The sequence below is a fragment of the Deinococcus aestuarii genome, from assembly GCF_018863415.1.
GTDB classification, from domain to species: domain Bacteria; phylum Deinococcota; class Deinococci; order Deinococcales; family Deinococcaceae; genus Deinococcus; species Deinococcus aestuarii.
Genome location: NZ_JAHKSN010000019.1, coordinates 67,478 through 89,457 on the forward strand (window position 1 = coordinate 67,478; position 21,980 = coordinate 89,457).

Annotated in this window: 24 protein-coding genes; 5 read left to right on the forward strand and 19 right to left on the reverse strand. The window is 71.4% G+C overall.

All coding sequences use genetic code 11. The features are described 5' to 3' along the window. Nucleotides 1-15 precede the first annotated feature (15 nt). On the reverse strand, nucleotides 16-1,785 hold the full coding sequence (locus tag IC605_RS18535; RefSeq protein ID WP_216327638.1) for an ABC transporter substrate-binding protein: 1,770 nt from the start codon (nucleotides 1,783-1,785) through the stop codon (nucleotides 16-18). 177 nt (nucleotides 1,786-1,962) lie between these two features. On the opposite strand from IC605_RS18535, the gene IC605_RS18540 reads away from it, so the two are divergent. The 3 genes from IC605_RS18540 to IC605_RS18550 are packed head-to-tail and all read left to right on the forward strand — an operon-like array spanning nucleotide 1,963 to nucleotide 5,035. After that, nucleotides 1,963-3,144 carry an anhydro-N-acetylmuramic acid kinase gene (locus IC605_RS18540; protein ID WP_216327641.1) on the forward strand — a complete coding sequence of 394 codons (1,182 nt, stop codon included), beginning with the start codon at nucleotides 1,963-1,965 and terminating at the stop codon, nucleotides 3,142-3,144. Then, the gene (gene murQ / locus IC605_RS18545; RefSeq protein ID WP_216327644.1) at nucleotides 3,141-4,037 is read left to right on the forward strand and encodes an N-acetylmuramic acid 6-phosphate etherase; all 897 of its coding nucleotides are present in this window, start codon (nucleotides 3,141-3,143) and stop codon (nucleotides 4,035-4,037) included. The genes IC605_RS18540 and murQ overlap by 4 nt, the downstream gene beginning before the upstream one ends. Further along, nucleotides 4,034-5,035 (forward strand): serine hydrolase domain-containing protein, encoded by a 1,002-nt coding sequence (locus tag IC605_RS18550; RefSeq protein WP_216327649.1) that lies wholly within the window; start codon nucleotides 4,034-4,036, stop codon nucleotides 5,033-5,035. Before murQ ends, IC605_RS18550 begins: the two co-directional genes overlap by 4 nt. A gap of 59 nt (nucleotides 5,036-5,094) precedes the next feature. On the opposite strand, the gene IC605_RS18555 is transcribed toward IC605_RS18550, so the two are convergent. Continuing rightward, nucleotides 5,095-5,535: an HU family DNA-binding protein gene (locus IC605_RS18555; protein ID WP_425514232.1), complete on the reverse strand. Its 441-nt coding sequence runs from the start codon at nucleotides 5,533-5,535 to the stop codon at nucleotides 5,095-5,097. 356 nt (nucleotides 5,536-5,891) lie between these two features. On the opposite strand from IC605_RS18555, the gene IC605_RS18560 reads away from it, so the two are divergent. Continuing rightward, nucleotides 5,892-7,574, forward strand: coding sequence for a long-chain-fatty-acid--CoA ligase (locus IC605_RS18560; RefSeq protein WP_216327654.1), 1,683 nt, complete (start codon nucleotides 5,892-5,894; stop codon nucleotides 7,572-7,574). Between the two features lie 92 nt (nucleotides 7,575-7,666). Here IC605_RS18560 and IC605_RS18565 read toward each other — a convergent pair whose 3' ends face one another. Beyond that, nucleotides 7,667-10,201 (reverse strand): YhgE/Pip domain-containing protein, encoded by a 2,535-nt coding sequence (locus IC605_RS18565; protein ID WP_216327657.1) that lies wholly within the window; start codon nucleotides 10,199-10,201, stop codon nucleotides 7,667-7,669. 69 nt (nucleotides 10,202-10,270) lie between these two features. Between IC605_RS18565 and IC605_RS18570 the strand changes: the two genes are divergently transcribed. Then, nucleotides 10,271-10,861: a TetR/AcrR family transcriptional regulator gene (locus tag IC605_RS18570; RefSeq protein WP_216327659.1), complete on the forward strand. Its 591-nt coding sequence runs from the start codon at nucleotides 10,271-10,273 to the stop codon at nucleotides 10,859-10,861. Here IC605_RS18570 and IC605_RS18575 read toward each other — a convergent pair. From IC605_RS18575 to IC605_RS18650, 16 genes are all read right to left on the reverse strand, one after another. After that, complete coding sequence (locus IC605_RS18575; RefSeq protein ID WP_216327662.1) at nucleotides 10,858-11,538, reverse strand: helix-turn-helix domain-containing protein; 681 nt, start codon at nucleotides 11,536-11,538, stop codon at nucleotides 10,858-10,860. The genes IC605_RS18570 and IC605_RS18575 overlap by 4 nt on opposite strands. Nucleotides 11,539-11,619: 81 nt before the next feature. Continuing rightward, nucleotides 11,620-12,150, reverse strand: coding sequence for a hypothetical protein (locus IC605_RS18580; protein ID WP_216327664.1), 531 nt, complete (start codon nucleotides 12,148-12,150; stop codon nucleotides 11,620-11,622). Nucleotides 12,151-12,154: 4 nt separating this feature from the next. Next, nucleotides 12,155-13,081 carry an alpha/beta hydrolase gene (locus tag IC605_RS18585; protein WP_216327666.1) on the reverse strand — a complete coding sequence of 309 codons (927 nt, stop codon included), beginning with the start codon at nucleotides 13,079-13,081 and terminating at the stop codon, nucleotides 12,155-12,157. Between the two features lie 23 nt (nucleotides 13,082-13,104). Further along, on the reverse strand, nucleotides 13,105-13,809 hold the full coding sequence (locus tag IC605_RS18590) for a histidine phosphatase family protein (protein WP_216327668.1): 705 nt from the start codon (nucleotides 13,807-13,809) through the stop codon (nucleotides 13,105-13,107). Nucleotides 13,810-13,993: 184 nt separating this feature from the next. Continuing rightward, nucleotides 13,994-15,532, reverse strand: a complete 1,539-nt coding sequence (locus IC605_RS18595) for an Ig-like domain-containing protein (protein WP_216327669.1) — start codon at nucleotides 15,530-15,532, stop codon at nucleotides 13,994-13,996. Between the two features lie 60 nt (nucleotides 15,533-15,592). Further along, the gene (locus tag IC605_RS18600; protein WP_216327671.1) at nucleotides 15,593-16,669 is read right to left on the reverse strand and encodes a phosphotransferase family protein; all 1,077 of its coding nucleotides are present in this window, start codon (nucleotides 16,667-16,669) and stop codon (nucleotides 15,593-15,595) included. Further along, nucleotides 16,666-17,469, reverse strand: a complete 804-nt coding sequence (locus IC605_RS18605; protein ID WP_216327673.1) for an SDR family NAD(P)-dependent oxidoreductase — start codon at nucleotides 17,467-17,469, stop codon at nucleotides 16,666-16,668. The genes IC605_RS18600 and IC605_RS18605 overlap by 4 nt, the downstream gene beginning before the upstream one ends. Nucleotides 17,470-17,473: 4 nt before the next feature. After that, nucleotides 17,474-17,890 carry a type II toxin-antitoxin system VapC family toxin gene (locus IC605_RS18610; RefSeq protein WP_216327675.1) on the reverse strand — a complete coding sequence of 139 codons (417 nt, stop codon included), beginning with the start codon at nucleotides 17,888-17,890 and terminating at the stop codon, nucleotides 17,474-17,476. Between the two features lie 70 nt (nucleotides 17,891-17,960). Beyond that, nucleotides 17,961-18,290, reverse strand: coding sequence for an AbrB/MazE/SpoVT family DNA-binding domain-containing protein (locus IC605_RS18615; protein ID WP_216327678.1), 330 nt, complete (start codon nucleotides 18,288-18,290; stop codon nucleotides 17,961-17,963). A gap of 51 nt (nucleotides 18,291-18,341) precedes the next feature. Then, nucleotides 18,342-18,731, reverse strand: coding sequence for a type II toxin-antitoxin system death-on-curing family toxin (locus IC605_RS18620; protein WP_216327681.1), 390 nt, complete (start codon nucleotides 18,729-18,731; stop codon nucleotides 18,342-18,344). After that, entirely contained in the window at nucleotides 18,728-18,943 is a 216-nt protein-coding gene (locus IC605_RS18625) for an AbrB/MazE/SpoVT family DNA-binding domain-containing protein (protein ID WP_216327684.1), read from the reverse strand. The genes IC605_RS18620 and IC605_RS18625 overlap by 4 nt, the downstream gene beginning before the upstream one ends. 26 nt (nucleotides 18,944-18,969) lie before the next feature. Then, nucleotides 18,970-20,226 carry an acyl-CoA dehydrogenase family protein gene (locus IC605_RS18630; RefSeq protein WP_216327687.1) on the reverse strand — a complete coding sequence of 419 codons (1,257 nt, stop codon included), beginning with the start codon at nucleotides 20,224-20,226 and terminating at the stop codon, nucleotides 18,970-18,972. Beyond that, nucleotides 20,223-20,558 (reverse strand): hypothetical protein, encoded by a 336-nt coding sequence (locus IC605_RS18635; RefSeq protein ID WP_343216669.1) that lies wholly within the window; start codon nucleotides 20,556-20,558, stop codon nucleotides 20,223-20,225. Before IC605_RS18635 ends, IC605_RS18630 begins: the two co-directional genes overlap by 4 nt. After that, nucleotides 20,555-21,004, reverse strand: a complete 450-nt coding sequence (locus tag IC605_RS18640; RefSeq protein ID WP_343216670.1) for a PaaI family thioesterase — start codon at nucleotides 21,002-21,004, stop codon at nucleotides 20,555-20,557. Before IC605_RS18640 ends, IC605_RS18635 begins: the two co-directional genes overlap by 4 nt. Nucleotides 21,005-21,008: 4 nt before the next feature. Further along, nucleotides 21,009-21,455 carry a PaaI family thioesterase gene (locus IC605_RS18645; RefSeq protein WP_216327690.1) on the reverse strand — a complete coding sequence of 149 codons (447 nt, stop codon included), beginning with the start codon at nucleotides 21,453-21,455 and terminating at the stop codon, nucleotides 21,009-21,011. Then, nucleotides 21,452-21,910: a MaoC family dehydratase gene (locus IC605_RS18650; RefSeq protein ID WP_216327693.1), complete on the reverse strand. Its 459-nt coding sequence runs from the start codon at nucleotides 21,908-21,910 to the stop codon at nucleotides 21,452-21,454. The genes IC605_RS18645 and IC605_RS18650 overlap by 4 nt, the downstream gene beginning before the upstream one ends. Nucleotides 21,911-21,980 lie beyond the last annotated feature (70 nt).

Sequence of the window (21,980 nt, forward strand, 5' to 3'; positions counted from 1 at the left end):
CTAACCCCTAACTCCTCACTTCTGATAGATGAGCGGCACCGGGTTGTACCCCGGGATCACCCCGAGGTTGTAGATGTAGTTGCCGTACTTGTTGCTGATCGCGCCGATGTTCTCGGGCTTGGCGAGCGGCGTCACCGGCAGGTTCTGGGCGAAGAGGAGCTGCCAGCGGGTGTAGAGCGCCTTGCGCTGGCTGCGGTCGGTGGTGGTCGCCGCGTCGTTGAAGATGGTGTAGATCTGGCGCTCCCAGGGCTGCATCCGGGTCAGGTTGGGCGCGGCGCCGTCCTGCGCGGGCTGGAGGCTGCGGTGCCAGTAGTACAGGGCGCCGCCGGGTTGCCAGATCGGCTTGCGCAGTTCGGGGTCGGGCTGGTCGCCGAAGGCGTGGAGGATCATCTCCCAGTCGCCGCTCTGCCCGGTCGAGAGCAGGTTGCGGGAGAGGATGCCCTTCAGGTTCACCTTCACGCCCGCCTTGGCGAAGTCGCTCTGGATGATCGTGGCGATGGCGGGGTAGACGGAGGAGTCGGTGCCGTAGGTGAGGTCGAACTCCAGATTCTTGCCCCGGGCGACCTCGCGGATGCCGTCGCCGTTCGTGTCCCGCAGCCCCAGCGCGTCGAGGGCCGCCCCCGCCGCCCGCAGGTCGAAGGCGCCGAGCTGCCGGGTGGTGTTGGCGTACCAGTCGCGGTTGACCGGCGCGACCCCGTGCCCCGGCAGGCTCGCCAGGCCGTTGTACACCGTGTCGATGATGCGCTCGCGGTTCAGCGCACTCTGCATCGCGCGGCGAAAGCGCACGTCGCCGAAGACCCGGGCGAGCGCGGGGTCCTTCGCGTCGAAGTTGTACGCCACGAAGGGTGGGCTCCCGAAGAGGGCGGTCGAGCGCGTCACCTTGAAGGGGGCGCCCGCCACCTCGCGGCCCTTGAGGTCGGGGAACTGCGCGCCCGTGATGTTCAGTTGATCCACGTTTCCCGCCAGGAACTGCGCGACCTGGGCCTGCGGGTCGCGGATGATCAGGAATTCGAGCTGGCCCAGGTACGGAAGCTGGGTGCCCCGGGCGTCCACCTTCCAGTAGTTCGGGTTCTTGACGAGCGTGACCTTCTGGCCCGCCGTGTAGTTGCCCAGCCGGAAGGGGCCGGTGCCGACGACCTCGGACTCGGCCACGTTGCCCGGCCAGGCGTTGTTGATGTCGGCGGCCTTGGCCCCGCCCTCCTGCGAGAACTTCACCAGCTTGTGCTTCGGCATGACGAACGAGCGCATCTGGAGGAGGAAGGCCGGGCTGGGACGCGGCAGCACGAACTGCACGGTGTTCGCGTTGACCTTGCGCACCTCGACCTGCTTGCCGTCGAGCTTGAAGGAGGCGGCGTCCCCGGCGCGGGCTTCCGGATTCATGATGATCTGGCTGTACGTGAACACCACGTCGTCGGCAGTGAAGGGCTGGCCGTCGCTCCACCGCACGCCCTGGCGCAGCCGGAAGGTGTATGTCCGCCCGTCGGGGCTCACCGTCCACGACTCGGCGAGGGCGGGCTCGACCCGGTAGGTGGCGTAGTTGAATTCCACCAGCCCGTCGAAGAGCTGCTGGGCGATGAGTCCCAGGTTGTTGTCGATCACGCCGTAGTAGTTCAGGCTCTGCGGGCTGTCCCCGAGGATGAGGGTGTACGTGCCGCCGGGCTTGCCGTCGGTGACGCCCAGGGAGCCGTAGCCCGTGACCTTCTTGGGCGCGGCCAGGGCACCCCCCACGAGGGCGAGCGTGACAAGGCTGAGCAGACGGGGGGCGAGGGTGCGTCGGTTGAGCATGAAGACCTCCGGAGGTCGGCGCGAGATGGGAAAGACCTCAATTGTGGTTAAGGTTGGGCCTCAGGATAGGTCTGCCCCCCCTCCACCGCAAGCCTCGCGGGCAGACGGGCGCCCGGGTGGTATGGTCTCCCGGATGCCGCCTTGCTGCGCTTTCCCCCGGGTGGGCCGGGTGAACCCATGACCGCGCCCCGCATCCTCGGCCTGATGAGCGGCACGAGCGCGGACGGGATCGACGCGGCGCTGCTGGAATTGCCGGAGTGGCCCGCCCTGGGAAGCGGGGGGAGGTGGCCCGGTCTGCCGGAAGGCGTGCCGCGCGGGCACGTCGTGGAGCACGTCTTCACCCCCTTTCCTCCTGAGCTTCGTGCGGCGGTCATCGCAGCAATGCGGGACGAGGCCAGCGCGGCGGAGCTGACCCAACTCCACTGGTGGCTGGGCGAGGCGCTGGCGGAGGCGGCCCTCCCGCTCTGTCCATCCGCCGACCTGATCGCCTCGCACGGGCAGACCATCCAGCACCACCCACGGCCCGACCCGGCGCGCGGCTGGGCCCGGCCCGCCACCCTCCAACTCGGGGAGGCGGCGGTCATCGCGGCGCGGACGGGAAAGCCCGTCGTCGCCGACTTCCGCCCGGCAGACGTGGCGGTGGGAGGGTTGGGTGCCCCTCTGGTCCCCTTCGCCGACTGGGCGCTGTTCGGGCAGCCGGTGATTCGGCGAGCCGTCCACAACCTCGGCGGGATCAGCAACCTGACGTATCTGCCGGGCGCCTATCAACCGGGCGTCCTTGCCTTCGACACCGGCCCCGGCAACTGCCTCATCGACGAGGTGGCGGGCCTGAACGGGCAGACCCACGACGAGGGCGGGCGGCTCGCGGCGGCGGGGCAGGTTCACGAGGAGACGCTGGCCGCCTGGCTCACGCACCCCGAGTTGCAGCTTCCTCCCCCCAAGGCGACCGGGCGCGAGGTCTGGACGCTCGCCCGCCTCCCCTCCCCCGCCGACCTGAGCCTCCCCGACCTCGCGGCGACGGCGACGGTCTTCACCGCGCGCACGGTCGCGGGCGCCTACCGCCGCTGGGTCGTTCCGCACGGCCTGGACGAGATCGTGGTGGCGGGGGGCGGGGCGCGTAACCCGGTCCTGATGGCGGCCCTGCGCGCGGCCCTCTCCCCCATTCCCGTATTGACCTTTGAGGAGGTGGGCTGGGCGGCGCACGGCTTCACCGACGCCACGCGCGAGGCGGCGGCCTTCGCCTTCCTGGGCTACGCGCGGGCGCAGGGGTGGGCGAACGTTTTGCCGCACGTCACGGGAGCGCGGGTGGCCGTGAGCGCCGGGAAGGTTCTGCGGCCGCCCCCGGAGGAGCCACGATGACGACCGACCCGCGCCCGACCGAGGGCCTGCACCCCGACCACCCCGACCTTGACCGGCTGGACCCTTTGCGCCTCGTGCAGGCCTTCGCCGACGACCAGCGGTGGGCGGTGGAGGCGGTGCGCGCGGCGGCCCCGGCCCTGGCCCGGGTGGTGGCGGCGGCCCTGCCCCGCCTGGAACGCGGCGGTCGGCTCGTGTACGTGGGGGCGGGCACGAGTGGGCGGCTGGGCGTGCTCGACGCGACCGAACTCACCCCGACCTTCTCCTGGCCGCCCGAGCGGGCCGTGCCGCTGATCGCCGGGGGTGAGCGCGCGGTCCGGCAGGCGGTCGAGGGGGCAGAGGACCGCGCGGGGGCGGGGGCGGGGGACGTGCGGGCGGCGGGCGCCGGGCCGGACGACGTTCTCATCGCGGTCGCGGCGAGCGGCACGACCCCCTACGTTCTGGGCGCGGTGGCGGCGGCCCGCGACCTCGGGGCGCTGACGGTCGGGATGGCGAACAATCCGAACACGCCTCTCCTCGCCGCCGCCGAGCACGCCGTCCTCCTCGACACCGGGCCGGAGGTCATCAGCGGCAGCACGCGGCTGAAGGCCGGGACCGCGCAGAAAATCGCCCTGAACACCCTGTCGAGCGCCCTGATGGTGCGGCTGGGCAAGGTGTACGGCAACCTGATGGTGGACGTGCGGGCGACCAACGCCAAGCTGGAGGCCCGTGCCGTGCGCCTGACCCGCCACGCGACCGGCGCGGGGGAGGCGCAGGCACGGGAGGCCCTGACGGCGGCGAGCGGGCGCGTCAAAACCGCCGTCGTGATGCTGCGGCTCGGGGTGGACGCGGGCGAGGCCGAGGCGCGGCTCGCGGCGGCGGGCGGACACGCGCGGATCGCCCTGGGGGAAGGGTGATTCCGCAGCGCACGCGGGACCTGCTCGACCAAGCTGTCGAGAAGCAGGGCCTGTGTGGAGCGGCCCTTGGCGTGGTGGATACGGACGGGCGAGGGGAGACCTACGGGCTGGGCTGGGCAGCCCGCGAACCCGAACCTCTGCCCTTGGACGAGGGGACGTGGTGGGACCTCGCCAGCCTCACCAAGCCCCTCTTCACCGCGCGGGAACTCCTGCGGGCGGTCGAAGAGGGCCTGCTCGACCTCGACGACCCAATCGAAGCCCACCTCCCCGACCTCGCGTGGATGCAGGACACACCGCTGAGGGCCCGCACCCTGCGTCAACTCCTGACCCACACGGCGGGCCTTCCCGCCTGGACGCCGCTCTATACCTGGGGCGACGCAGCGACGATCCGCGCCCGGCTGCTTCAGGAGCCCTGGCCGCTGGCCGAGCCGGGAGAGATCGTCTACAGCGACCTGGGCTATCTGCTGCTGGGCACCGTGCTGGAGCGGACACGCGGCCTCTCCCTGCGGGCGTTCAAGCTGGAGGAGGGCCTGACCTTTGCCCCCGACCCGGAGCACACCGCCGCCACCGAACGTTGCCCCTGGCGCGGGCGGGTGCTGCGCGGCGAGACGCACGACGAGAACGCCTGGGCGCTCGGCGGGGTGGCGGGGCACGCGGGCCTGTTCGGCACGCTCGCCGGGGTGCTGACGCAGGCCGAAGGGCTCCTGCGGGGGGGCTGGCTCTCCCCCGCCGCGCAGGCCGCCGCCACCCGTCCCCAGGCCGCGGGCCGCTCCCTCGCCTTCGTGTCCGCTCAGCCGGGCTGGAGCGGGGGCAGCCTCTGCGGCGGGCGGGCCTTCGGGCACACCGGCTTCACGGGCACGGGGCTGTGGGTGGAGCCGGAGCGCGGCCTCGCGTGGGTGCTCCTGAGCAACCGGGTCCACCCCTCACGGCACGGCACGCTCGACATCCAGGCGCTGCGGCGGGCGGTGGGGAACACGCTGCTCGCCGCGCACGGCTAGGGGCCCCCGGAACACGAAAAAGCGCCCCACGCGGGGCGCTCTGGCCGGAGGGTTCGCGCTCAGTCGGCGCCCGCCGCGTCGCCGCCCAGCGAGCCCTTGAGGGTGGAGGCGACCTTGAAGGCGACTTTCTTGCCCGCGGGAATCTGGATCTTCTCGCTCGTGCCGGGCCTGACCCCGGTGCGCGCGGCGGTGGCCTTGACGCTCAGGGTACCCAGGCCGGGCAGGCCCACGCTCTTGCCGCTGCGGATCGCGTCCACAACCACGCCCAGCATCGCGCTCACGGCCTCCTCGCTCTGCTTCTTGGTCAGGCCGGTCTTGTCGGCGACCTGCTCCACAAGCTGCGTCTTGGCGACCTTGCCGCTGCCGCCCCGGGCGTCGCCACCGTTCCCGCCCGCGCTCGCCTCGTTCACGTCGTCGCGCTGGGCTTTGGCCGCGCCCCGCGTGGAGCCCTTGGCGGCGGCAGGCTTCTTGGCGGGGGCCTTCGTTGACTTTTTCGTCATGGTGAGCAGCATGACATATGTTGCCGCGCTCGTGAAGGGGGGAGAAGCGAAATGAGCCCCTCTGGCACGCATTCCTTAAGGAAGAGGATACGTTTTCGCCCCCTGGCACGCATTTTTGACGGAGTTCACTCTTTGGGGGAGGCCGGGACGACCCTCCGAGCCCGGCCCAGACGGGTTCATTCCGCCCTCGTCTCCCGGCCGGGATCTGGCGCTCGTCACGTGACGAGCAGGGGGGGAGCCTCAGGCCGACATGTGCAGGGGCGCAGATTTGCCCTACACTCTGGGCCACGCCCCCATGTTCCCGCCCGGAAGCCGCCCCAGCGCGGCGGCCGGGTCCTTCTCCCGGAGGTTTCCCGATGACCCAAGACGGCCTGATGTCCGCCCCCACCGAAAGCGCCCAGGGAAGCGCGACCCGCTACTGGCCCGCGGGCAAGCCGCGCACCCTGACCCTGCCGCAGGTGGGCCTGATGCACAACCTGCGCGTCAGTGCCGAGCGCTACCCCGACAAGACGGCCCTGTGGTTTTACGGGCGCGAGGTGAGCTACCGGGAGCTGCGCGAGGGGGCCGAGCGCCTCGCCGGGCACCTGAAGGCGCAGGGCGTCGGGAAGGGCGACCGCGTGGCCGTGTGGATGCAGAACAGCCCCGCCTGGGCGCTCGCCGCGCACGCCGCGTGGCAGCTCGGGGCGGTCGTGGTGCCGCTCGCGCCCATGCTCCAGGCGCGCGAGTTCGGCTTCTTTCTTCAGGACGCCGGGATCCGCGTCGGGGTGGTGGGCGCCGAGCTGTACGAGAAGGCCAAACAGGGGGGCCTCGCGCACGCGGTCGTGGCGAACGTCATGCACGGCACCGACGCGGGGAGGGCCGGAGTGCCTCTGCCCGACGGGCTGGACATGACGCCCACCCTTCAAGGGGGGGACGTGACGCTGGAGGAGGCCCTGGAGGCCCACCCCGCCCCCGCCGCCGAGGTAGGTCCGGACGACCTGTGCGTGATGCCGTACACCAGCGGCACGACGGGCCTCCCGAAGGGCTGTATGCACACCCACCGCAGCGTGCAGGCGAACGTCTTCGGGGCCGGGGTGTGGGTGGACGGCAGCGTGGAGGACGTGTACCTCGCGACCCTGCCCTTCTTCCACGTGACGGGGTTTGTCAACAGCCTCCTCGCGCCGCTGATGGGCGGGGGCCGGGTCGTGGTGATGGCCCGCTGGGACCGCGACGTGGCCCGCACGCTCATCCGCGAGCAGGGCGTGACCGTCTGGACGAACACCGCCACGATGGTGATCGACCTGATGGGCAGCCCGAACTTCGATCCCTCGCACCTGGGGACCCTGCGCAGCGTGACGGGGGGCGGCGCGTCCCTTCCCGCCGCGGTCGGGCAGCGGCTGTTCGACCTCACCGGGATCACCTTCGCGGAAGGCTACGGCCTCAGCGAGACGATGGCGCAGACGCACACCAACCCCAAGGACCGCCCCAAGCTGCAATGCCTGGGCATCCCGATCTTCGGGGTGGACGCGCGGGTGGTGGACCTCGACACGGACCGGGAGCTTGCGCCCGGCGGCGTCGGCGAGATCGTGATCCACGGCCCGCAGGTCATGCAGGGCTACTGGAACCGCCCCGAGGCGACCGCCGAGGCCTTTACCGAGCTGGACGGCAAGCGGTTTTTCCGCTCGGGCGACCTGGGCTACATGGACGAGGAGGGCTACTTCTTCTTCACCGACCGCCTCAAGCGCATGGTGAACGTTTCGGGCATGAAGGTCTGGCCCGCCGAGGTCGAGAATCTGCTGCACGGCCACCCCGCCGTGCAGGAGGCTTGTGTGATCGCCGTGCCCGACGAGCGCACCGGCGAGCGGGCCCGCGCCTTGATCGTCCTCAAGCCCGGCCAGGAGGTCAGCGGCAAGGACATCGAGGCCTGGGCGCGCGACGTGATGGCGACCTACAAGGTGCCGCGCGACTACCAGTTCGTCGGGTCCCTGCCGCGCGGCGCGACCGGCAAGGTGGCGTGGCGTCAGCTTCAGGAGCAGGCGCGGGCGCAGATGCAGGGATAGGCACGCAGGGAAGCAGAGGGAGGGGCCGCACAACCTGGCCCCTCCCTCCTCTTTTTCCTCCGCTCCCCTCCAGATGGACGCGCTCTTCTCGCCTACCTCTGCCCCTCACTCAGGAGGGCGGGCCGGACCTGGCCGTCGGGCACGAAGAGCCAGCGGCGCCCGAGCAGGGAGAGCGCGGCGGCGACGAGTCCGGTGAGGGCGAGGTGGCCCAGCGCGGGGGCATACACGCCGTCATACGAGCCGAAGAGGGTGGCGCGCAGGGCCCTCACCGTGTCCGTGATGGGCATGACGCGGTGCAGGGCCTGGAAGAGCGGGCCCGAGAGTTCTACCGGGTAGGTGCCGCCGCTCGCCGCGAGCTGCACGATCAGGAGGATCAGGGCGAGGAGCCGACCGGCGCTGCCCAGCAGGGTGACGAGGGCGAGCACGACGGCGAGGAAGGTCAGGCTGCTCGCCACGGTCGTCAGGAGCACCCCGCCGAGGTGGCCGTACTCGACGCCCAGGAGGTGAACGCCCAGCACGACGAGGAGGGCCTGCGCCGTCACCACCAGGGCGGGCACGGCGGCCTTGCGCAGCACGCGGGCCAGCCGGCCCGTGCCGCGCCCGCTCTCCGGCAGGGTGGTGTACGGGAACACGAAGGTCGTCAGGGTCACGCCCACCCACAGGGCCAGCGCCATGAAGTACGGGGCGAAGGCGGTGCCGTTGTTCGGGACGGCGGCGGTTCCCACCTCCTGCACCCGCACACTCTGCGCGAGGCCCTCCGGGTCCCCGACGAGGGGGACCACGCCCGGGGGAACCTTCGCGTGCAGCTCACCGAGTCCCGCCCGCAGACGGGCGGTTCCGGCCTGGAGGTCCCTCGCGCCGCCCGCCAGGTCGCGCGCCCCACCCTCGACCCGGGCCGCGCCGCCGGCGAGGTCACCGCTCCCGCGCGCGAGGGTGGCGGCCCCCCCCTCCAACCCGTCGAGGTCGGCCTGCGTGGGGAGCCGGGCGGTGAGCTGCCCGAGGGCCGACTTCAGCCGCACGTTGCCGTCGGCGAGGAGGCCCACGCCCGCCTGGAGGTCCCTCGCGCCCTGCCGAAGCTGCCGGGCACCCCGGCCCGCCTCATCCGCGCGGGCGGCGAGGGTCTGCGCCCCGGTCCCGAGGTCCTGCGCGCCCGCCCGGAGCCGGGCGGTTCCGGCGGCGAGCGCCCGGCTCCCCTCGGCGAGCCCCTGCGCTCCCGTGGCCGCCTCCCCGGTCCGGGCCGCGAGCGTGGCCGCTCCCTCCCGAAGTGAGGAGGTGGCGGCGGCGAGGGTCCCGGCCCCCTCGGCGAGGTCGCCTGCCCCGCGCGCGGCCTGATCGGCCCCCTCCGCCAGCGTCGCCGCTCCGGTCTGGAGGTCGCGTGCCCCCTGGGCGAGGGGGGTGCCGGGGGCCACGGCCCGCGCTCCCGCCGCGAGCCGCTCCGCCCCGGCCGCGAGGTCACGGGCACCCCGGGCGAGGGCGGGCGTCCGCGCGGCAAGCTGGCCCGCCCCCGCGTTCACCCGCGCCGCGCCGTCCGCGAGGTCCGTGGCCCCCCCGGCGAGCCCGGCCGCGCCCTGACGGAGCTGCCCGAGCCCGTCCGCCAGGCGCGGCGACCGGGCGGCGAGCTGGCCCGCCCCCGCATTCACCCGCCCTGCGCCCGCCGCGAGGTCCCGCGCGCCCGTCCCGAGTCGCGCCGCTCCCGCGCCGAGCGCCGTCACCCCGTCCGCGAGGCGGGCACTCCCCGCCACGAGCCCCCCGGCCCCCGCCCGCAGGGGGGCGAGTTGCGCCTCACCGGGAGCGGCGGCCTCGACCTTCCGCAGGGCCGCCCCGAGTTCGGCGTTGCCCCCCGTGAGGCGGGTCACGCCGCCCGAGAGGTCCCGCGCGCCCGTGGCAAGGGCCTGCGCCCCACCGCCCAGTCGCGCCGTGCCCTCCGCCAGGGTCTGCGCCCCCTCGGCCAGCCGGGTCGCGCCCGCGTCCAGGCTCGCGGCCCCGTCGCGCAATCGGCCGGTCGCCGCCTTCAGGTCCGCCAAGCCCCGGTCCAGCTCTCCCAGGCGGGTCTGCACGACCTCCCAGCGGCTGGTGCCCAGACGGGCGTTGATGTCCCCGGCCAGGCGCTCGGCGACGCTCCGGCCCACCCGGCTGGCGAAGGAGCTCGTGCCCTCGGCGGTGTAGAGGTGCAGGAGGCCGTGTTCGCCGCTGCGGCCCCCCACCGCGCGGCGGCTGAAGTCGGCGGGGAAGGTCAGCGCGAAATACACCTGCCCCGCCCGCACGGCGGCCTGCGCCTGCGCCTCGGTGCGGTAGGAGACGAGCCTCACGGGCGGGTCCTCCCGCAGCCCGGCGAGTGTCTGCGCCCCCACGTTGACCGGGCGGCCCTCCCGCGTCGTTCCCCGGTCGAGGTTCACGACGCCGACGGGCAGGTCCCCCAGGTGCCCGTACGGGTCCCACACGCTGCTCAGGTACACGGTCGAGTACAGCAGCGGCACGGCGGTGACCACCAGCGTCCCCAGCCACATCAGCGGGTGTCGCCACAGGCCCCGCTCGGCGGGCGTGAGCGCGCGCAGGTCACCCCGCAGCGAGCGGCGCGGTCCGGCCCCCTGCGGCCGACGTTCGGGAACGGAGGACTCTTCGGTCATGGGCCCAGTCTCCGCCCCTTCTGACAAGTTGTCAAGTGACAGAACGTCGGAAACGTGTATGCTGAGGGTATGATCGGTCCTCCCAAGCGTCTCGCGTCCCCGGATCGCCGGGCACAGATTCTGGACGCCGCCGAGGCCCTGTTCATCGAGCGGGGCTTCGAGGGCGTGACCATGCCCGACCTCGCCGGGCGGCTGGGCACGTCGCGGCCCACGATCTACACCTACTTCACCTCGACGGAGGCGATGCTCGCGGCCGTCCTCGAACGGCGGCTGGGGGCCCTGTGGGAGCACATCGCGCCGCTGCTGCCGCAGCTCGCCACGGGCGGGGCCGAGCAGTTCTCGCTCCTGACCCGCGAGCTGCTGCGCGAGCGCGAACTGCTGCTGCTGCTGCACAGCGGCGGCGGCCCGACCTTCCAGGCCCACCGCCGCGCCTTCCTCTACGGGCTGGAGACGCGGCTGGAGGCCCACCGCCCCGCCCCGCCGGAGAGACACCCCCACCTCCTGCGCCTCGTGATCCTGACGCTGGAGGCGACCGCCCTGGCCGCCCTGCACGGCGACCTGCCGGGAGAGGGCGAGCTGCCGGAGACCCTCGGGGCCTTCGTGCGCGGGGGGATGGACCGCGTGCTGGGGCGCGGCGAGGGGAATGGCGAGGGGAATTAGGCCGGGTCGGCGCCGAGGAAGGAGCTGGTCGTGTGGCTGATTCCCCGAAAACGCGCGGGATCATGGTGGGACGCCCCACGTGAGGCGAGCAGGGTGATGGTGCAGACCTCGCCCCCCTCCTTGATCTCCTCCATCGCCAGTTCTTCGAGCAGGGCGCTCATCGCTCGAACCAGCCGCCGATACCGCTCCGGCGTCAGGCGCAGGGTCAGGGCTTCGAGGTGGGGCGGGTAATCTTCCTCGGCGGGCCCGGAGGGGTGTGGGAGGGGCGAGGCGGGCCGCTGTGGATCGACGAACCCCACGGTTTCCTCCTCGTCCTCCCGCACCCGGCTCCATGACTGCTCGTATGCCCTCAGGAAAGTATCGGCGAACGCCTGCACGTCCCCTGCTCGGCCTTCCCCCTCCAGCGGGGGCAACAACTTCATAGGGAAACGGAACTCCCGCGCCGCGAGCTGCAAGAAGACCTTGCCGCTCTCACGCCGCACCTCTCGCAGCAGACCCAGCTCCATCAGCCGCCGCGTGTGGTGGTGGACGAGGTTCGCGGGCTGTCCCAGCGACACCGCCACATCGCTCGGCGAGGCGGGCGAGAGGAAGCGGCCCAGCAGTTCTATATCTTCCCTGAGCGCGCGGGCCTGGGCGGGGTCGGAGACGCGCAGCAGGTCCTGTTGTTCGCCTGTCATGCCCGCAGGATGACGGGACGGGTTTCAGTCGGCGAGGGTGGAGGCTGAAAGGAAAACTTTTTTACCCATTTAGCTCCTTCCCTATGGTCCGGTCAGAATGGAAAAATGGGAGACGTTGCCCATCACGTCGAGTTCGAGGTCGTCGCCGTCGCGGCTGTAACTCCACGGCGGTTCCACGAAAGTTGTCCAGAGCTTGCGCCCAGCCGTCGTCCACGCAGCGAGTTCGAGCTCGGCAGACATGAGAACGACGCCACCGATCCGATCCCACGCGAGGAAGCCGTGCTCTGTGAAGTCCTCCCACAGTCGCGTCGGTTCGTTCAGGTCATAGGCGAGAAGACGTGTCCCGGCACCGAGGAACAGTAGGCCCGTCTCGGGAACAATCAGCACGCCCGGCCCGAAGATACCCCCGTGCGACTCAAAGCGTTGCACGACAACAAGCTCAGCCGGCTTGCTCTTGCCAACACCGACGCATAGCAATTGGTCGTCTTGGTAGGTTGGAGCTTCCAAGTCCCCGAACGCTTCCAGCACACCACCGGCGAGGAGCAGAAGATGGGCGAAGGGCTGGTCTCCCTGTCTCACCTCCAGCGTCCACTCCCCGACCTGTACTCGCATTTCTTTACGACAGCTCCGCCTTCAGCCACCCCGCCGCCCGGTCGATCAGCTCGGCGGCGGCGGGCGAGAAGGCCGTCATGTTGGCGAAGCCGTGGATCATGCCGGGGCCGGGCTGGTGTTCGGCGCGCACGCCCGCCTCCCGCAGCGCCCCGACGTAGGCGATCCCCTCGTCGCGCAGGGGGTCGAACTCGGCGGTCAGGACGAGGGCAGGCGGCAGGTCGTGGAGCTGGGCGGCGTGCAGGGGGCTGACGTGCGGGTGCGCGGCGTGCGCGGGGTCGGCGAGGTACATCTGGCCGAAGAAGGCCATGCGCTCCTCGGTCAGGAAGTAGCCCTCGGCGTTCTCGCGGCGGCTGGGGTAACGGTCCACGTTGACGAAATCGGCGGCCGGGTAGATCAGGAGTTGCGCTCGGACGGCGGGTCCGTCCTCGTCCCGCGCCCGCTGGGTGCAGGCGATACACAGGCTCGCGCCCGCGCTGTCCCCCGCCACCGCGAGCCGGGTGGAGTCGGTCCCAAGTTCCTGCCCGTGTTCGGCAGCCCACACCAGGGCGGCGTAGGCGTCGTCCACCCCGGCGGGGAAGCGGTGCTCGGGCGCGAGGCGGTACTCGACGCTCAGGACGGCGGTGTCCCCCTCCGCGCACAGCTCGCGGCACACGTGGTCGTGCGTCTCGATGGAGTACGCGACGAAGCCGCCCCCGTGGAAGAACACGGTCAGCGGGTGCGGCCCCTGCCCCAGCGGCGTGTACAGCCGGGCGGGCAGTTCGGAGGCCGGGCCGGGGAGGGTCAGGTCGCGCGTCCCGGCGATGGTCACGTCCCGTTTGGGCGAGCGGGCCGCGTTGGCGATCACGGCGGCGCGCATCTCCTCCAGGCCGTTCGGCTGGGGGGCGGCGGCGAGCTGGAGCAGGACTTCTTGCAGGTGGGGATCGAGGGGCATGGGGCTTCCTTTCGCGGCGCGGCTCAGCGCCAGGAGGTGAGGTCGGGGCCGAGGTGCGCGGTCTCGTTGAAGGCGTCGAGGCTGGCGCGCCCGCCGCCGTAGGTGACGCGGGTCAGGCTGCCGTTCCGGACCCGCCAGTTCAGCGTCAGGGCCGAGTCGTCGGGGGCGCGCAGGACGGCGGCGACGGTGACGCCGATCACGCCGCCCGAGGAGAAGGCGAGGACGGTGCGCCCGGAGGGCCCGGCGAGCCGCTCGCGCAGGAAAGCGTGCACGCGGGCGCGGAAGGCGGCCCAGGTCTCCACGTCCCCGTGCGCCACCTCGCCTCGCAGGTACGCCTCGGCGAGCGGTTCGAGCATCCGCTGGAAGTGGCGGTTACGCTCCGGCCCCAGGCGACCCTCCTCCGAGGCGCGCAGCAGGGCGTCGAACTTCGGGTCACGGGCAGCGAGCAGCGGGGCGAGGGTGCGAATCAGGCCGTCGCCGTCGTACTCGGCGAGACGGGGGTCCACCACGGGCTCGGGCCAGTCTCCCCCCGCCCCCTCGGCCGCCAGCCGGGCGCTCTCCCGCTGCCGGACGAGGGAGCCGCAGAACACGTCGCTGGGCTCCACCCCCGACTCGGCGAGGAAGGTGCCCACCGCGCGGGCCTGCTCCTCCCCCAAGCGGGAGAGGCGGTCGGTGTCGGCCTCGAAGGGGGTGGCCTGCCCGTGCCGGACGAGGATGAGGGTGCTCAAGCGGCGGCACCGGGTGGGCGAGAAGGCATGGACCGGGTTGTGGGGTGGGGCACGTCCGGCAGGCTAGCGCAGCGGGGAGGCCCGCAGAATCGAGCGGTCCTTGAGAAAAGGACGGGGCCGCCTTGCGGGGGCGAGGGGGACGGGGCCCGCCGCGCTGGACGGCCACCGTGACCCACGGCAGGGCTTACCCTGGGGGAAGCCGCGCCCTCGCCCACCCCTCCCGGCCCCGCCCGGGGAAACGGAGCCCCCGATGATGCACCCCGCCCTCCTCACCGCCGCCCTGCTGACCCTCCTCCTCGCCGTGCTGACGCTGGGCATGATCCTGGGCGTCAACCTGGGGAGCCACGGGCGCCCCTACGTCCCGGCGGGGGCCCTGCGGCGGGCCGAGCCGGGCCGCCGTACCCTCGGGCGGCTGCGGGTGGCCCTCTACGTCCTGTTGCTGGGCACCGGGGGGCTGCTGTGGCTGGCATGGCTGTGGCGGGTCCTCCCAGCCGTGCAGGGTATCCGGCTGGCCTGAGCCGGGCCGAGGTGGGGAGACAAGCTTCAGGGAGCGGGCGCGACCACGACGGTCGTGGAGGCGAACGAGGACGGCCACACGGAGAGGCCGGTGCTGCCCTGCGCCACGGCGGTGACGGTGTACTGGCCGACGGGCGGGTTTTGCCACTCGATCCGGAAGGGGGCCCCCGTGGCCTCCCCGATCTTGAAGGCCCGACTCGACGGGTAGGAGCGCGACGCGTTCGGTCGGCGCCGAGGCCGTCACGGAGAGCGGCAAGGCCTGACCGGCGGTCGCCCCTGGACCGGGCCGGGGGTCGAACGTCACGGTCGGCGGGGTCTCGCCGGGCCGGGCCACCCGCCAGAGTTCGAGGCCGGAAAAGCTCGCCGTGGCGGCGCCGAGGCTCGCCACGTCCAGCGCACCGTCCTCCACGGTGAGGCGGAAGGGCCCCAGCCGGTCCCAGCGGCCTGCCTCGCCGGGGTCGAAGCGCGCGACGCGGCGGCCCTCCATCTCGATGTCGTAGGGCGCCGCGTCCTCGGCCCGGACCCACAGGTACACGTCGTAGGGGGCGCTCGGGACGGGCACGCTCACCTCCAGCCCCCCCGGGCGCGAGAGGGCGCTGCGGATCAGGTCCTCGCGCTCCGGGCTCAGGACGCGGGGCACTGGGGCCACCCCCGGGGCGAGGGGGAGCGGCGTGCCGTTGGTCCTGACGTCCCCCGCCCCGCCCGCCTCATAGAAGACCGCGTTCGGGCAGGAGGAGCAGACGAAGTTGTCCTGCGCCGTGGCCGGGCCGCCGAGGTTGATCGCCCGCAGGGGCAGCAGGCTCCCGCCGCTGTAGTCGCGCGAGCGCAGCGCGGCCCGCTCGGGCGCCGAGGTCGTGGCGGCCCCCCGGTCGTCGACGGCGCGGGCGAAGGAGGCGTCCACCTCCTCGCCCTGGATCGAGGAGTCGCGCTCCTGGGTGTCCACGAAGCGGTAGGGGGCCGTGTCGTCCTCCCCAATCTTGGTCCCGTTGATGAAGAACTCCACCCGGCTCACCCGGCCGTCCGGGTCCGAGGCGTCGGCCTCCAGGGTCACGTGGTGGTTGCTTTCAAAGGTCGGCAGGGACCCCGGGGCCCCCACATGGTCCGGGGACTTCCCGGCCACCCCACCCCTGGCTCCCCCATCGTTCTGTGCGGCCCGGCTCTGGACCGGACGCCTCCCGACCGGGTTCTCCGCGCCAAACGTGCTCATCCTACAGAAGATGAGAGGGAGTTCATAGTCTGGCTGGGACACGGAAGAGAGGCACCGCCCCTACTCCCGCGTCCCCTCGATCCGCCGCCACGCCTCCCCGATCAGCCACTGGGCCTGCCCACCCAGCGGCGCGAAGCGGGCGTCCCGCGTCTGCCCCGTGCGGTAACGGGCGTAAATCTGCCCCACGATCACGGCGAGCTTGAAATGCCCCAGCACCTCGTACCACGCGACGCGTCCCACGTCCCGCCCACTCTGCCCGGCGTAGCGGCCCAGGAACTCCTCGCGGGTGAAGTACCCTTGCGCGCTCGCCACCGCCCCCACCCGGTTGGGCTCGCGGCCGGGCATCTCCGGCATCGTCCAGTAGGTGAGGGTCAGGCCCAGGTCCACCAGCGGGTCACCCACGGTCGTCATCTCCCAGTCGAGGAGGGCGACCACCCGCGAGGGGTCGCCTGGGTCGAGCATCAGGTTGTCGAGCTTGAAGTCGTTGTGGACGAGGGTGTGGGCCGTCTCGGGGGGCGTGTGCGCGGTCAGCCACGCGATCACGTCCTCGTCGTGCAGTTCGTCCACCGGGGGCATGTCGTCGGTGCGGGCGCGGCGCCACCTTCCCGCCCAGCCCTCGACCTGCCGCCCGTTGAAGCCCTCCGGCTTGCCCAGCCCCCGCAACCCCGCCGCGTCGATGTCCACCGCGTGCAGGTCGGCGAGGGTGTCCGCCAGCGCCTGCGAGAGCTTCCGGGGGGCGTCGGGCACAGAGGCGTATTCAGAGGGCAGCCGCGTCCTCACCACCGTCCCGCGCCGCCGCTCCATCAGGTAGAAGGGGGCACCGAGCACGCCCGCGTCCTCGACGAGCAGGATGGGCTTCGGCGCGACGGGCAGGACCGGGTGAACGCGTTCCAGCAGCCGGAACTCGCGCGGCATGTCGTGGGCCTTCGCCGCCACCGGGCCGAGGGGCGCGCGGCGCAGCACGTACTCCTGATCACCCAGCCGGACGAGGTAGGTCAGGTTGGAAAAGCCGCCGGGGAACTGCTCGACGGCGAGAGCGTCCAGATCCCCTTCCACCTGGCCGCGCAGGGCCTCCCGCAGCGGGCCTTCAGGCAACTCCTCGCCGGGGCGGACGGGGGCGGTGTCGGGGCGGGTCACTGCGGCCTCTCCCCCGCCCCGAACGCCGAACCGCCGTGCGCGGCCAGCAGCGCCATCGCCTTCTCGCGCAACCTTCGCATCTTGCCGATCCAGCCGTCGTAATCGGCGGCCTTGTTCTGGAAGGACTGGAGGGTCGTGGGATGCGTCGTGATCAGGAAGCCGTCCCGGCGCAGCACTTCCAGCGTCTTCTCGACGAGTTCGTCTGTCGTGATCGCCGTCTGCTGGAGGATGGGTGCATTCTGGATCATGGGGGTCCAGACGCCCTCCGGGCACAGGCAACTGACCTTGATGCCCCGGTCCCCGTAGGTGATCGCCAGCCACTCGGCAAAGGCGAGTGCGGCGTGCTTGGTCACCGCGTAGGGGGCGGAGTGCAGTTCGGTCAGGAGTCCCGCCGCCGACGCCGTGTTCAGCAGGTGGCCCTCGCCGCGTTTGAGCATGTGCGGCAGGACGTGGCGGGCGGCCCAGACGTGGCTCATCACGTTGACCTTGTGGATGAGGTCCCACTGCCTGTCGGGCGTCTCCGGCCCCGCGCCGATGGCGATTCCGGCGTTCGAGCAGAAGAGGTCGATGCGCCCCTCCTGCGAGAGCACGTCGTCGATGAGGGCCTGGATGTCCTCTTCCTTAGCGACGTTCGCGGGCACGAAGCGGGCGCCGATCTCCGACGCCTTCTGTGCGCCCACCTCGGCGTTGAGGTCGGAGGCGATGACGGTCGCGCCCTCCCGCGCGAAACGGGTCGCCAGCGCGAGACCGATGCCGGAGGCGGAGCCGGTGACGACGATGACTTTGTTCTGGAATTCCATGAATTCATTCTCCCTTGACGGTCAGAACTTCGAGTTCGGCGAAGGACGCGTAATCCGCTGGGTTGAGGGTGAGGAGAGGCAGGCCGCTCACCTCGGCGTGGGCGCCGATCAGGTAGTCCGTGACGGGGCGCCGTGGCAGTCCACCTCCGGACAGCCGCCGCCTCTCCACATACCCGGCGTGCAACTCGCCTACCCGGCGCCACACCCTGCGGCCTAGCGTCCAGTCGACCTCGACACCGAACTCCTGCAACCACTCCTCGGCACGGGGATCACGGGGCGTGAGTTCCGCGACGACGGGGCCGCAGACGATGAGGTGAGCGGCAGCATCGAGCCGCCGTGCGATGGCTTCTGCTTTCGGCTCCCGAAACCGCAGGGCGAGAATCACGTTGGAATCGAGGCAGATGGCGGCAGGCTGGGTCATGTCTGGAGGCTGGCTGGGCGGAGGGGCATCACCCCGCGGGGTGAGTTCACAGAGCCGAGGCAGAAACAGGTCACCTCGGCAAGTCTTCGATGTAGGTAATCTTCTTGACCCCCGGCCCGCTTTGCAGGATGTCGCGGTCGCCGGGGTCATGCCGCATATCGCTGATGTACTCATCGGCGGTCATTCCAGCCGGGGGTTCCAGCGTGCCGATAGCTTCCGTGAAACTGCGGCGGCGCCTCCTGGCCGGTTGCATGGTCACCGTCTCACCCTCCTCCACGAAATCCACGACGCTCCCCGACTCCAGCCCAAACCGATCCCGCAATGCTTTAGGGAGGGTCAACTGCCCCTTGCTGGTCACGGTGGCCCGGTGAACGCGCCGCTCCTGTGGTTTGGTGGTCATCCTTACTCACCTCCTTACCTCACTTTAACAGCCGTAACGAAGTGAGTAGGGTCACACCAACGTGAGCAGGGGCCGTAACTCCTCCGCGACGGCGCGAGGGTCAAGCAGCTCTCCCCGCGCCGTTCTCAGCACCAGCTCGAACACGGCGTCATCCGGGCCGCTCAGCTCCGCGCCGTTCAGCAGCAAGAAGACGTAGGTGGCCGCGTAGGCCGTCCGCTTGTTGCCGTCCACGAAGGCGTGCCCCCGCGCCAGGAAGAACAGGAGAGCGGCGGCCTTCTCCACCAGCGACGGGTAAAGCTCCACTCCGAACGCCTCCATCGCGGGCTGGGCGAGGGCCGAAGCCAGTACACCCGCGTCCCGAACGCCGCCTGCTCCCCCGAAGGCGGCAATGGCCTCGTCGTGCAGTTCCACCACCTGACCGGGGGTCAGGTAAACGATCACGCGTCGCTGAGTCGCTGGAGCAGGTCGCGCTTCTCACGGAACAGCTTGGCTCTGGCGTCCTCAAAGGTCATCCCCTTGCGGGCGGGGCGCAGGATCAGGCCGCCCTCGGTGGGCTCAATCTCCACCTCGTCCTCGAAGCGGTACAGCTCCAACAGCTCCTTGGGCAGGATGACGGCCCGTGACTTACCGACGGTGGTGAGGCGCTTGCGCATGGCTTGATTCTAACCCGGTTAAAGCCTCAGTCCCCCACCACCTCCGCCCGCCGCTCCTTCGCCCGCCCTTGCCGCTTCATCTCCTCCTTCGCCACCGTCTCGGTGTGAACGATGTCGGGGCCGTCGGCGAGGCGCAGGGTGCGGGCCTGGGCGTACATGTTGGCGAGGGGCGTGTCCTGGCTGACGCCCGCGCCACCGAAAATCTGGATGGCGCGGTCGATCACCCGCAGGGCGACGTTGGGCGCGACCACCTTGATCGCCGCGATCTGCCCGCGCGCCTCTTTGTTGCCCACCGTGTCCATCATGTGCGCGGCCTGCATGGTCAGCAGCCGCGCCTGGTCGATCTCCATGCGGCTGTGCGCGATGGCCTCGCGGACGTGCTGGTGCCCGCCGAGTGGCTTGCCGAAGGCGACGCGCGCCCCGGCCCGCTCCACCATCAGGTCCAGCGCCCGCTCCGCCTGCCCGATCAGCCTCATGCAGTGGTGGATGCGCCCCGGCCCCAGCCGCCCCTGCGCGATCTCGAAGCCGCGCCCCTCCCCGAGCAGGAGGTTGGACGCGGGCACCCGCACGTTCTCGAAAGTCATCTCCGCGTGGCCGTGCGGGGCGTCGTCGTAGCCGAAGACGGTGAGCATGCGGTTGATGGTCACGCCGGGCGCGTCCATCGGAATCAGGATCATGGACTGCTGGAGGTGGCGCTCGGCCTGCGGGTCCGTCTTGCCCATGAAGATGCTGACCGCGCAGCGGGGGTCGCCCGCGCCGGAGGTCCACCACTTCCGCGCGTTGATGACGTACCCGTCGCCGTCGCGCACGATGCTCGCCTGGATGTTCGTCGCGTCGCTCGACGCCACCTCGGGCTCGGTCATGGAGAAGGCGGAGCGAATCTCGCCGTTCAGGAGGGGGGTCAGCCAGCGCTCCTGCTGCTTGGGGGTGCCGTAGCGGGCGAGCACTTCCATGTTGCCGGTATCGGGCGCATTGCAGTTAAAGATTTCGGGCGCCCACCACACCCGGCCCATCACCTCGCACAGTGGGGCGTACTCCAAGTTGCTCAGACCCGGCCCGAACTTGCCCTGCGGGTCGGAGGCGGGCGGCAGGAAGAGGTTCCACAGGCCCTCGGCGCGCGCCCTCGGCTTCAGGTCCTCGATGAGCTGCACATGCTCCCAGCGGTTGCCCTCGTTCACCTGGCGGCCAAACTCGGCCTCGTTGGGGTAGATGTGCTCCTCCATGAAGTTGCTGAGGCGGGCGTGCAGGTCGCGGGTGCGGGGCGAAACGTCGAACATCGTCATAGCGGTTCCTCCTCCAGCTTCAGGGGGCGAAAGTGGGCGGTATGGTCTTCGATGCCGATAAGGACCTCGCGGTGGATGCCCCCGCCCTCGCGCCGCACCGAGAGGCCCAGGGCCAGGATGCGCTCCAGCAGCGCCTCGGCGCGGCCCAGCAGGGCGGGGTCGGGATCGGTGACCAGCTCCTCGGCGAGGCGGGCGTCCTCCTCGAACAGGGCGCGGTAGGGCTCGAAGGTGGGCAGCGGCTCGAAGGTGCAGTGGACGCTGAAGGGCTCAACGTGGCTGAGCGGCATCCGCGCCAGCAGCACGCCGTCCCGCTCCAGCAGGTAGACGGTCACGCCGTGTCCTCCCGACCCGGGCGCCCGCCGACGGGTGAGATCGTCGCCAGCGCCGCCGCGACGAGGGTGTCCTCTCCCCCACTCCGGGCGTACACGTCGGCCCGCACGACGACCTGGCGGCGGCCCGCGCGCAGCACCTCGCCGCGTGCCCACAGCGTCTCGCCCTTGGCGGGGGCGAGCAGGTTCAGCTTGTACTCCGAAGTCACCACGTCCCCGGCGACCGAGGCGGCGGCCCAGGCACTCACGGTGTCCGCGAGGTAGCCGATCACCGCCCCGTGCGCGTAGCCGTGGTGCTGGGTCAGGACGGGCTTGAGGTCGATCTCGATCTCGACCCGCCCGTTCTCGAAGTGGGTGAGGCGCGTGCCCATGAACCGCGTGAACTCGCTCGTCTCGATGGCGCGTTCGAGCAGGTCACGGGTGAGGGTGGAGGGGTCGGGAGTGGTCACGGGGTCACGTCCCTCCTCCCGCCGGAGGCACGTCCGCCGTGACAATGGTGCCAAGGGCAGTGGCGACCAGCTTCTCCTCGCCCCCCTGCACGGCGAAGATGTCGCAGCGGGTCACGGCCTGCCGCCTCCCGGCGCTGAGGACGCTCGCGCGGGCGACCAGCGCCTCACCGATACCGGGCTTCACGAAGTTGATCTTGAACTCCGAGGTGAGGACGCTCGGCCCCAGCGCCGCCGCCCCCATGAAGGTGAGGGCGATGTCGGCGAGCGCCGCCTGCACGCCCCCGTGCGCGAAGCCGTGGTGCTGCGTGATCTCCTGTCGGAAGGGCACCCGCACGACCACGCCCGAGGGCGACATGTCCTCGACCCTGGCTCCCACGAGCACGCTGAAGGGCTGGGAGTCGAGGACACGCTGGGCGAAGGCAATCGCGTCAGTTCCGTCGAGCGTCGTCATAGATACACCCGCATCACCGTCTCCGCCGTCGCGGCGGGCCGTTCACTCCCCTCGATCTCGATGGTGTTGGCGACGGTCAGTTGGGCGTAGCCGCTGCCATCCTCCACGCCGACGAGCGTTCCACGGTTGCGCAGGCGACTTCCCACGGGCACGGGCGAGATGAACCGCACGCGATTGAGGCCGTAGTTCACGACCATCCGCGCTCCCTCCAGCCGGGGAGAGCCGCCCCCGGTCGAGAAGTGTCCTGCCAAGAGCGAGAGGGTCAGGAAGCCGTGCGCGATGGGGCCGCCGAAAGGAGTCTGCGCCGCCCGCTCGGGGTCCACGTGGATGAACTGGTGATCTCCAGTCGCGTCGGCGAACTCGTTCACCATCTCCTGAGTGACGGTCACCCAGTCGGAGAGGGCGATCTCCTGGCCGATACGGGCGCGGAGGTCGGGGAGGGGAATGGCGGTCATGGTGCCTCCTTTCAGAGGAGTTAGGGGTTAGGGATTAGGCGTTAGTTTTCCCAATTCCTAATCCCTAACT

Excerpts from the sequence above, each read along its gene's own strand:
- IC605_RS18535 (WP_216327638.1), bottom strand. The coding sequence starts at position 1,785 with ATGCTCAACCGACGCACCCTCGCCCCCCGTCTGCTCAGCCTTGTCACG.
- IC605_RS18540 (WP_216327641.1), top strand. The coding sequence starts at position 1,963 with ATGACCGCGCCCCGCATCCTCGGCCTGATGAGCGGCACGAGCGCGGAC.
- murQ (WP_216327644.1), top strand. The coding sequence starts at position 3,141 with ATGACGACCGACCCGCGCCCGACCGAGGGCCTGCACCCCGACCACCCC.
- IC605_RS18555 (WP_425514232.1), bottom strand. The coding sequence starts at position 5,535 with ATGACGAAAAAGTCAACGAAGGCCCCCGCCAAGAAGCCTGCCGCCGCC.
- IC605_RS18560 (WP_216327654.1), top strand. The coding sequence starts at position 5,892 with ATGACCCAAGACGGCCTGATGTCCGCCCCCACCGAAAGCGCCCAGGGA.
- IC605_RS18565 (WP_216327657.1), bottom strand. The coding sequence starts at position 10,201 with ATGACCGAAGAGTCCTCCGTTCCCGAACGTCGGCCGCAGGGGGCCGGA.
- IC605_RS18570 (WP_216327659.1), top strand. The coding sequence starts at position 10,271 with ATGATCGGTCCTCCCAAGCGTCTCGCGTCCCCGGATCGCCGGGCACAG.
- IC605_RS18575 (WP_216327662.1), bottom strand. The coding sequence starts at position 11,538 with ATGACAGGCGAACAACAGGACCTGCTGCGCGTCTCCGACCCCGCCCAG.
- IC605_RS18580 (WP_216327664.1), bottom strand. The coding sequence starts at position 12,150 with ATGCGAGTACAGGTCGGGGAGTGGACGCTGGAGGTGAGACAGGGAGAC.
- IC605_RS18585 (WP_216327666.1), bottom strand. The coding sequence starts at position 13,081 with ATGCCCCTCGATCCCCACCTGCAAGAAGTCCTGCTCCAGCTCGCCGCC.
- IC605_RS18595 (WP_216327669.1), bottom strand. The coding sequence starts at position 15,532 with ATGAGCACGTTTGGCGCGGAGAACCCGGTCGGGAGGCGTCCGGTCCAG.
- IC605_RS18605 (WP_216327673.1), bottom strand. The coding sequence starts at position 17,469 with ATGGAATTCCAGAACAAAGTCATCGTCGTCACCGGCTCCGCCTCCGGC.
- IC605_RS18610 (WP_216327675.1), bottom strand. The coding sequence starts at position 17,890 with ATGACCCAGCCTGCCGCCATCTGCCTCGATTCCAACGTGATTCTCGCC.
- IC605_RS18615 (WP_216327678.1), bottom strand. The coding sequence starts at position 18,290 with ATGACCACCAAACCACAGGAGCGGCGCGTTCACCGGGCCACCGTGACC.
- IC605_RS18625 (WP_216327684.1), bottom strand. The coding sequence starts at position 18,943 with ATGCGCAAGCGCCTCACCACCGTCGGTAAGTCACGGGCCGTCATCCTG.
- IC605_RS18630 (WP_216327687.1), bottom strand. The coding sequence starts at position 20,226 with ATGACGATGTTCGACGTTTCGCCCCGCACCCGCGACCTGCACGCCCGC.
- IC605_RS18645 (WP_216327690.1), bottom strand. The coding sequence starts at position 21,455 with ATGACGACGCTCGACGGAACTGACGCGATTGCCTTCGCCCAGCGTGTC.
- IC605_RS18650 (WP_216327693.1), bottom strand. The coding sequence starts at position 21,910 with ATGACCGCCATTCCCCTCCCCGACCTCCGCGCCCGTATCGGCCAGGAG.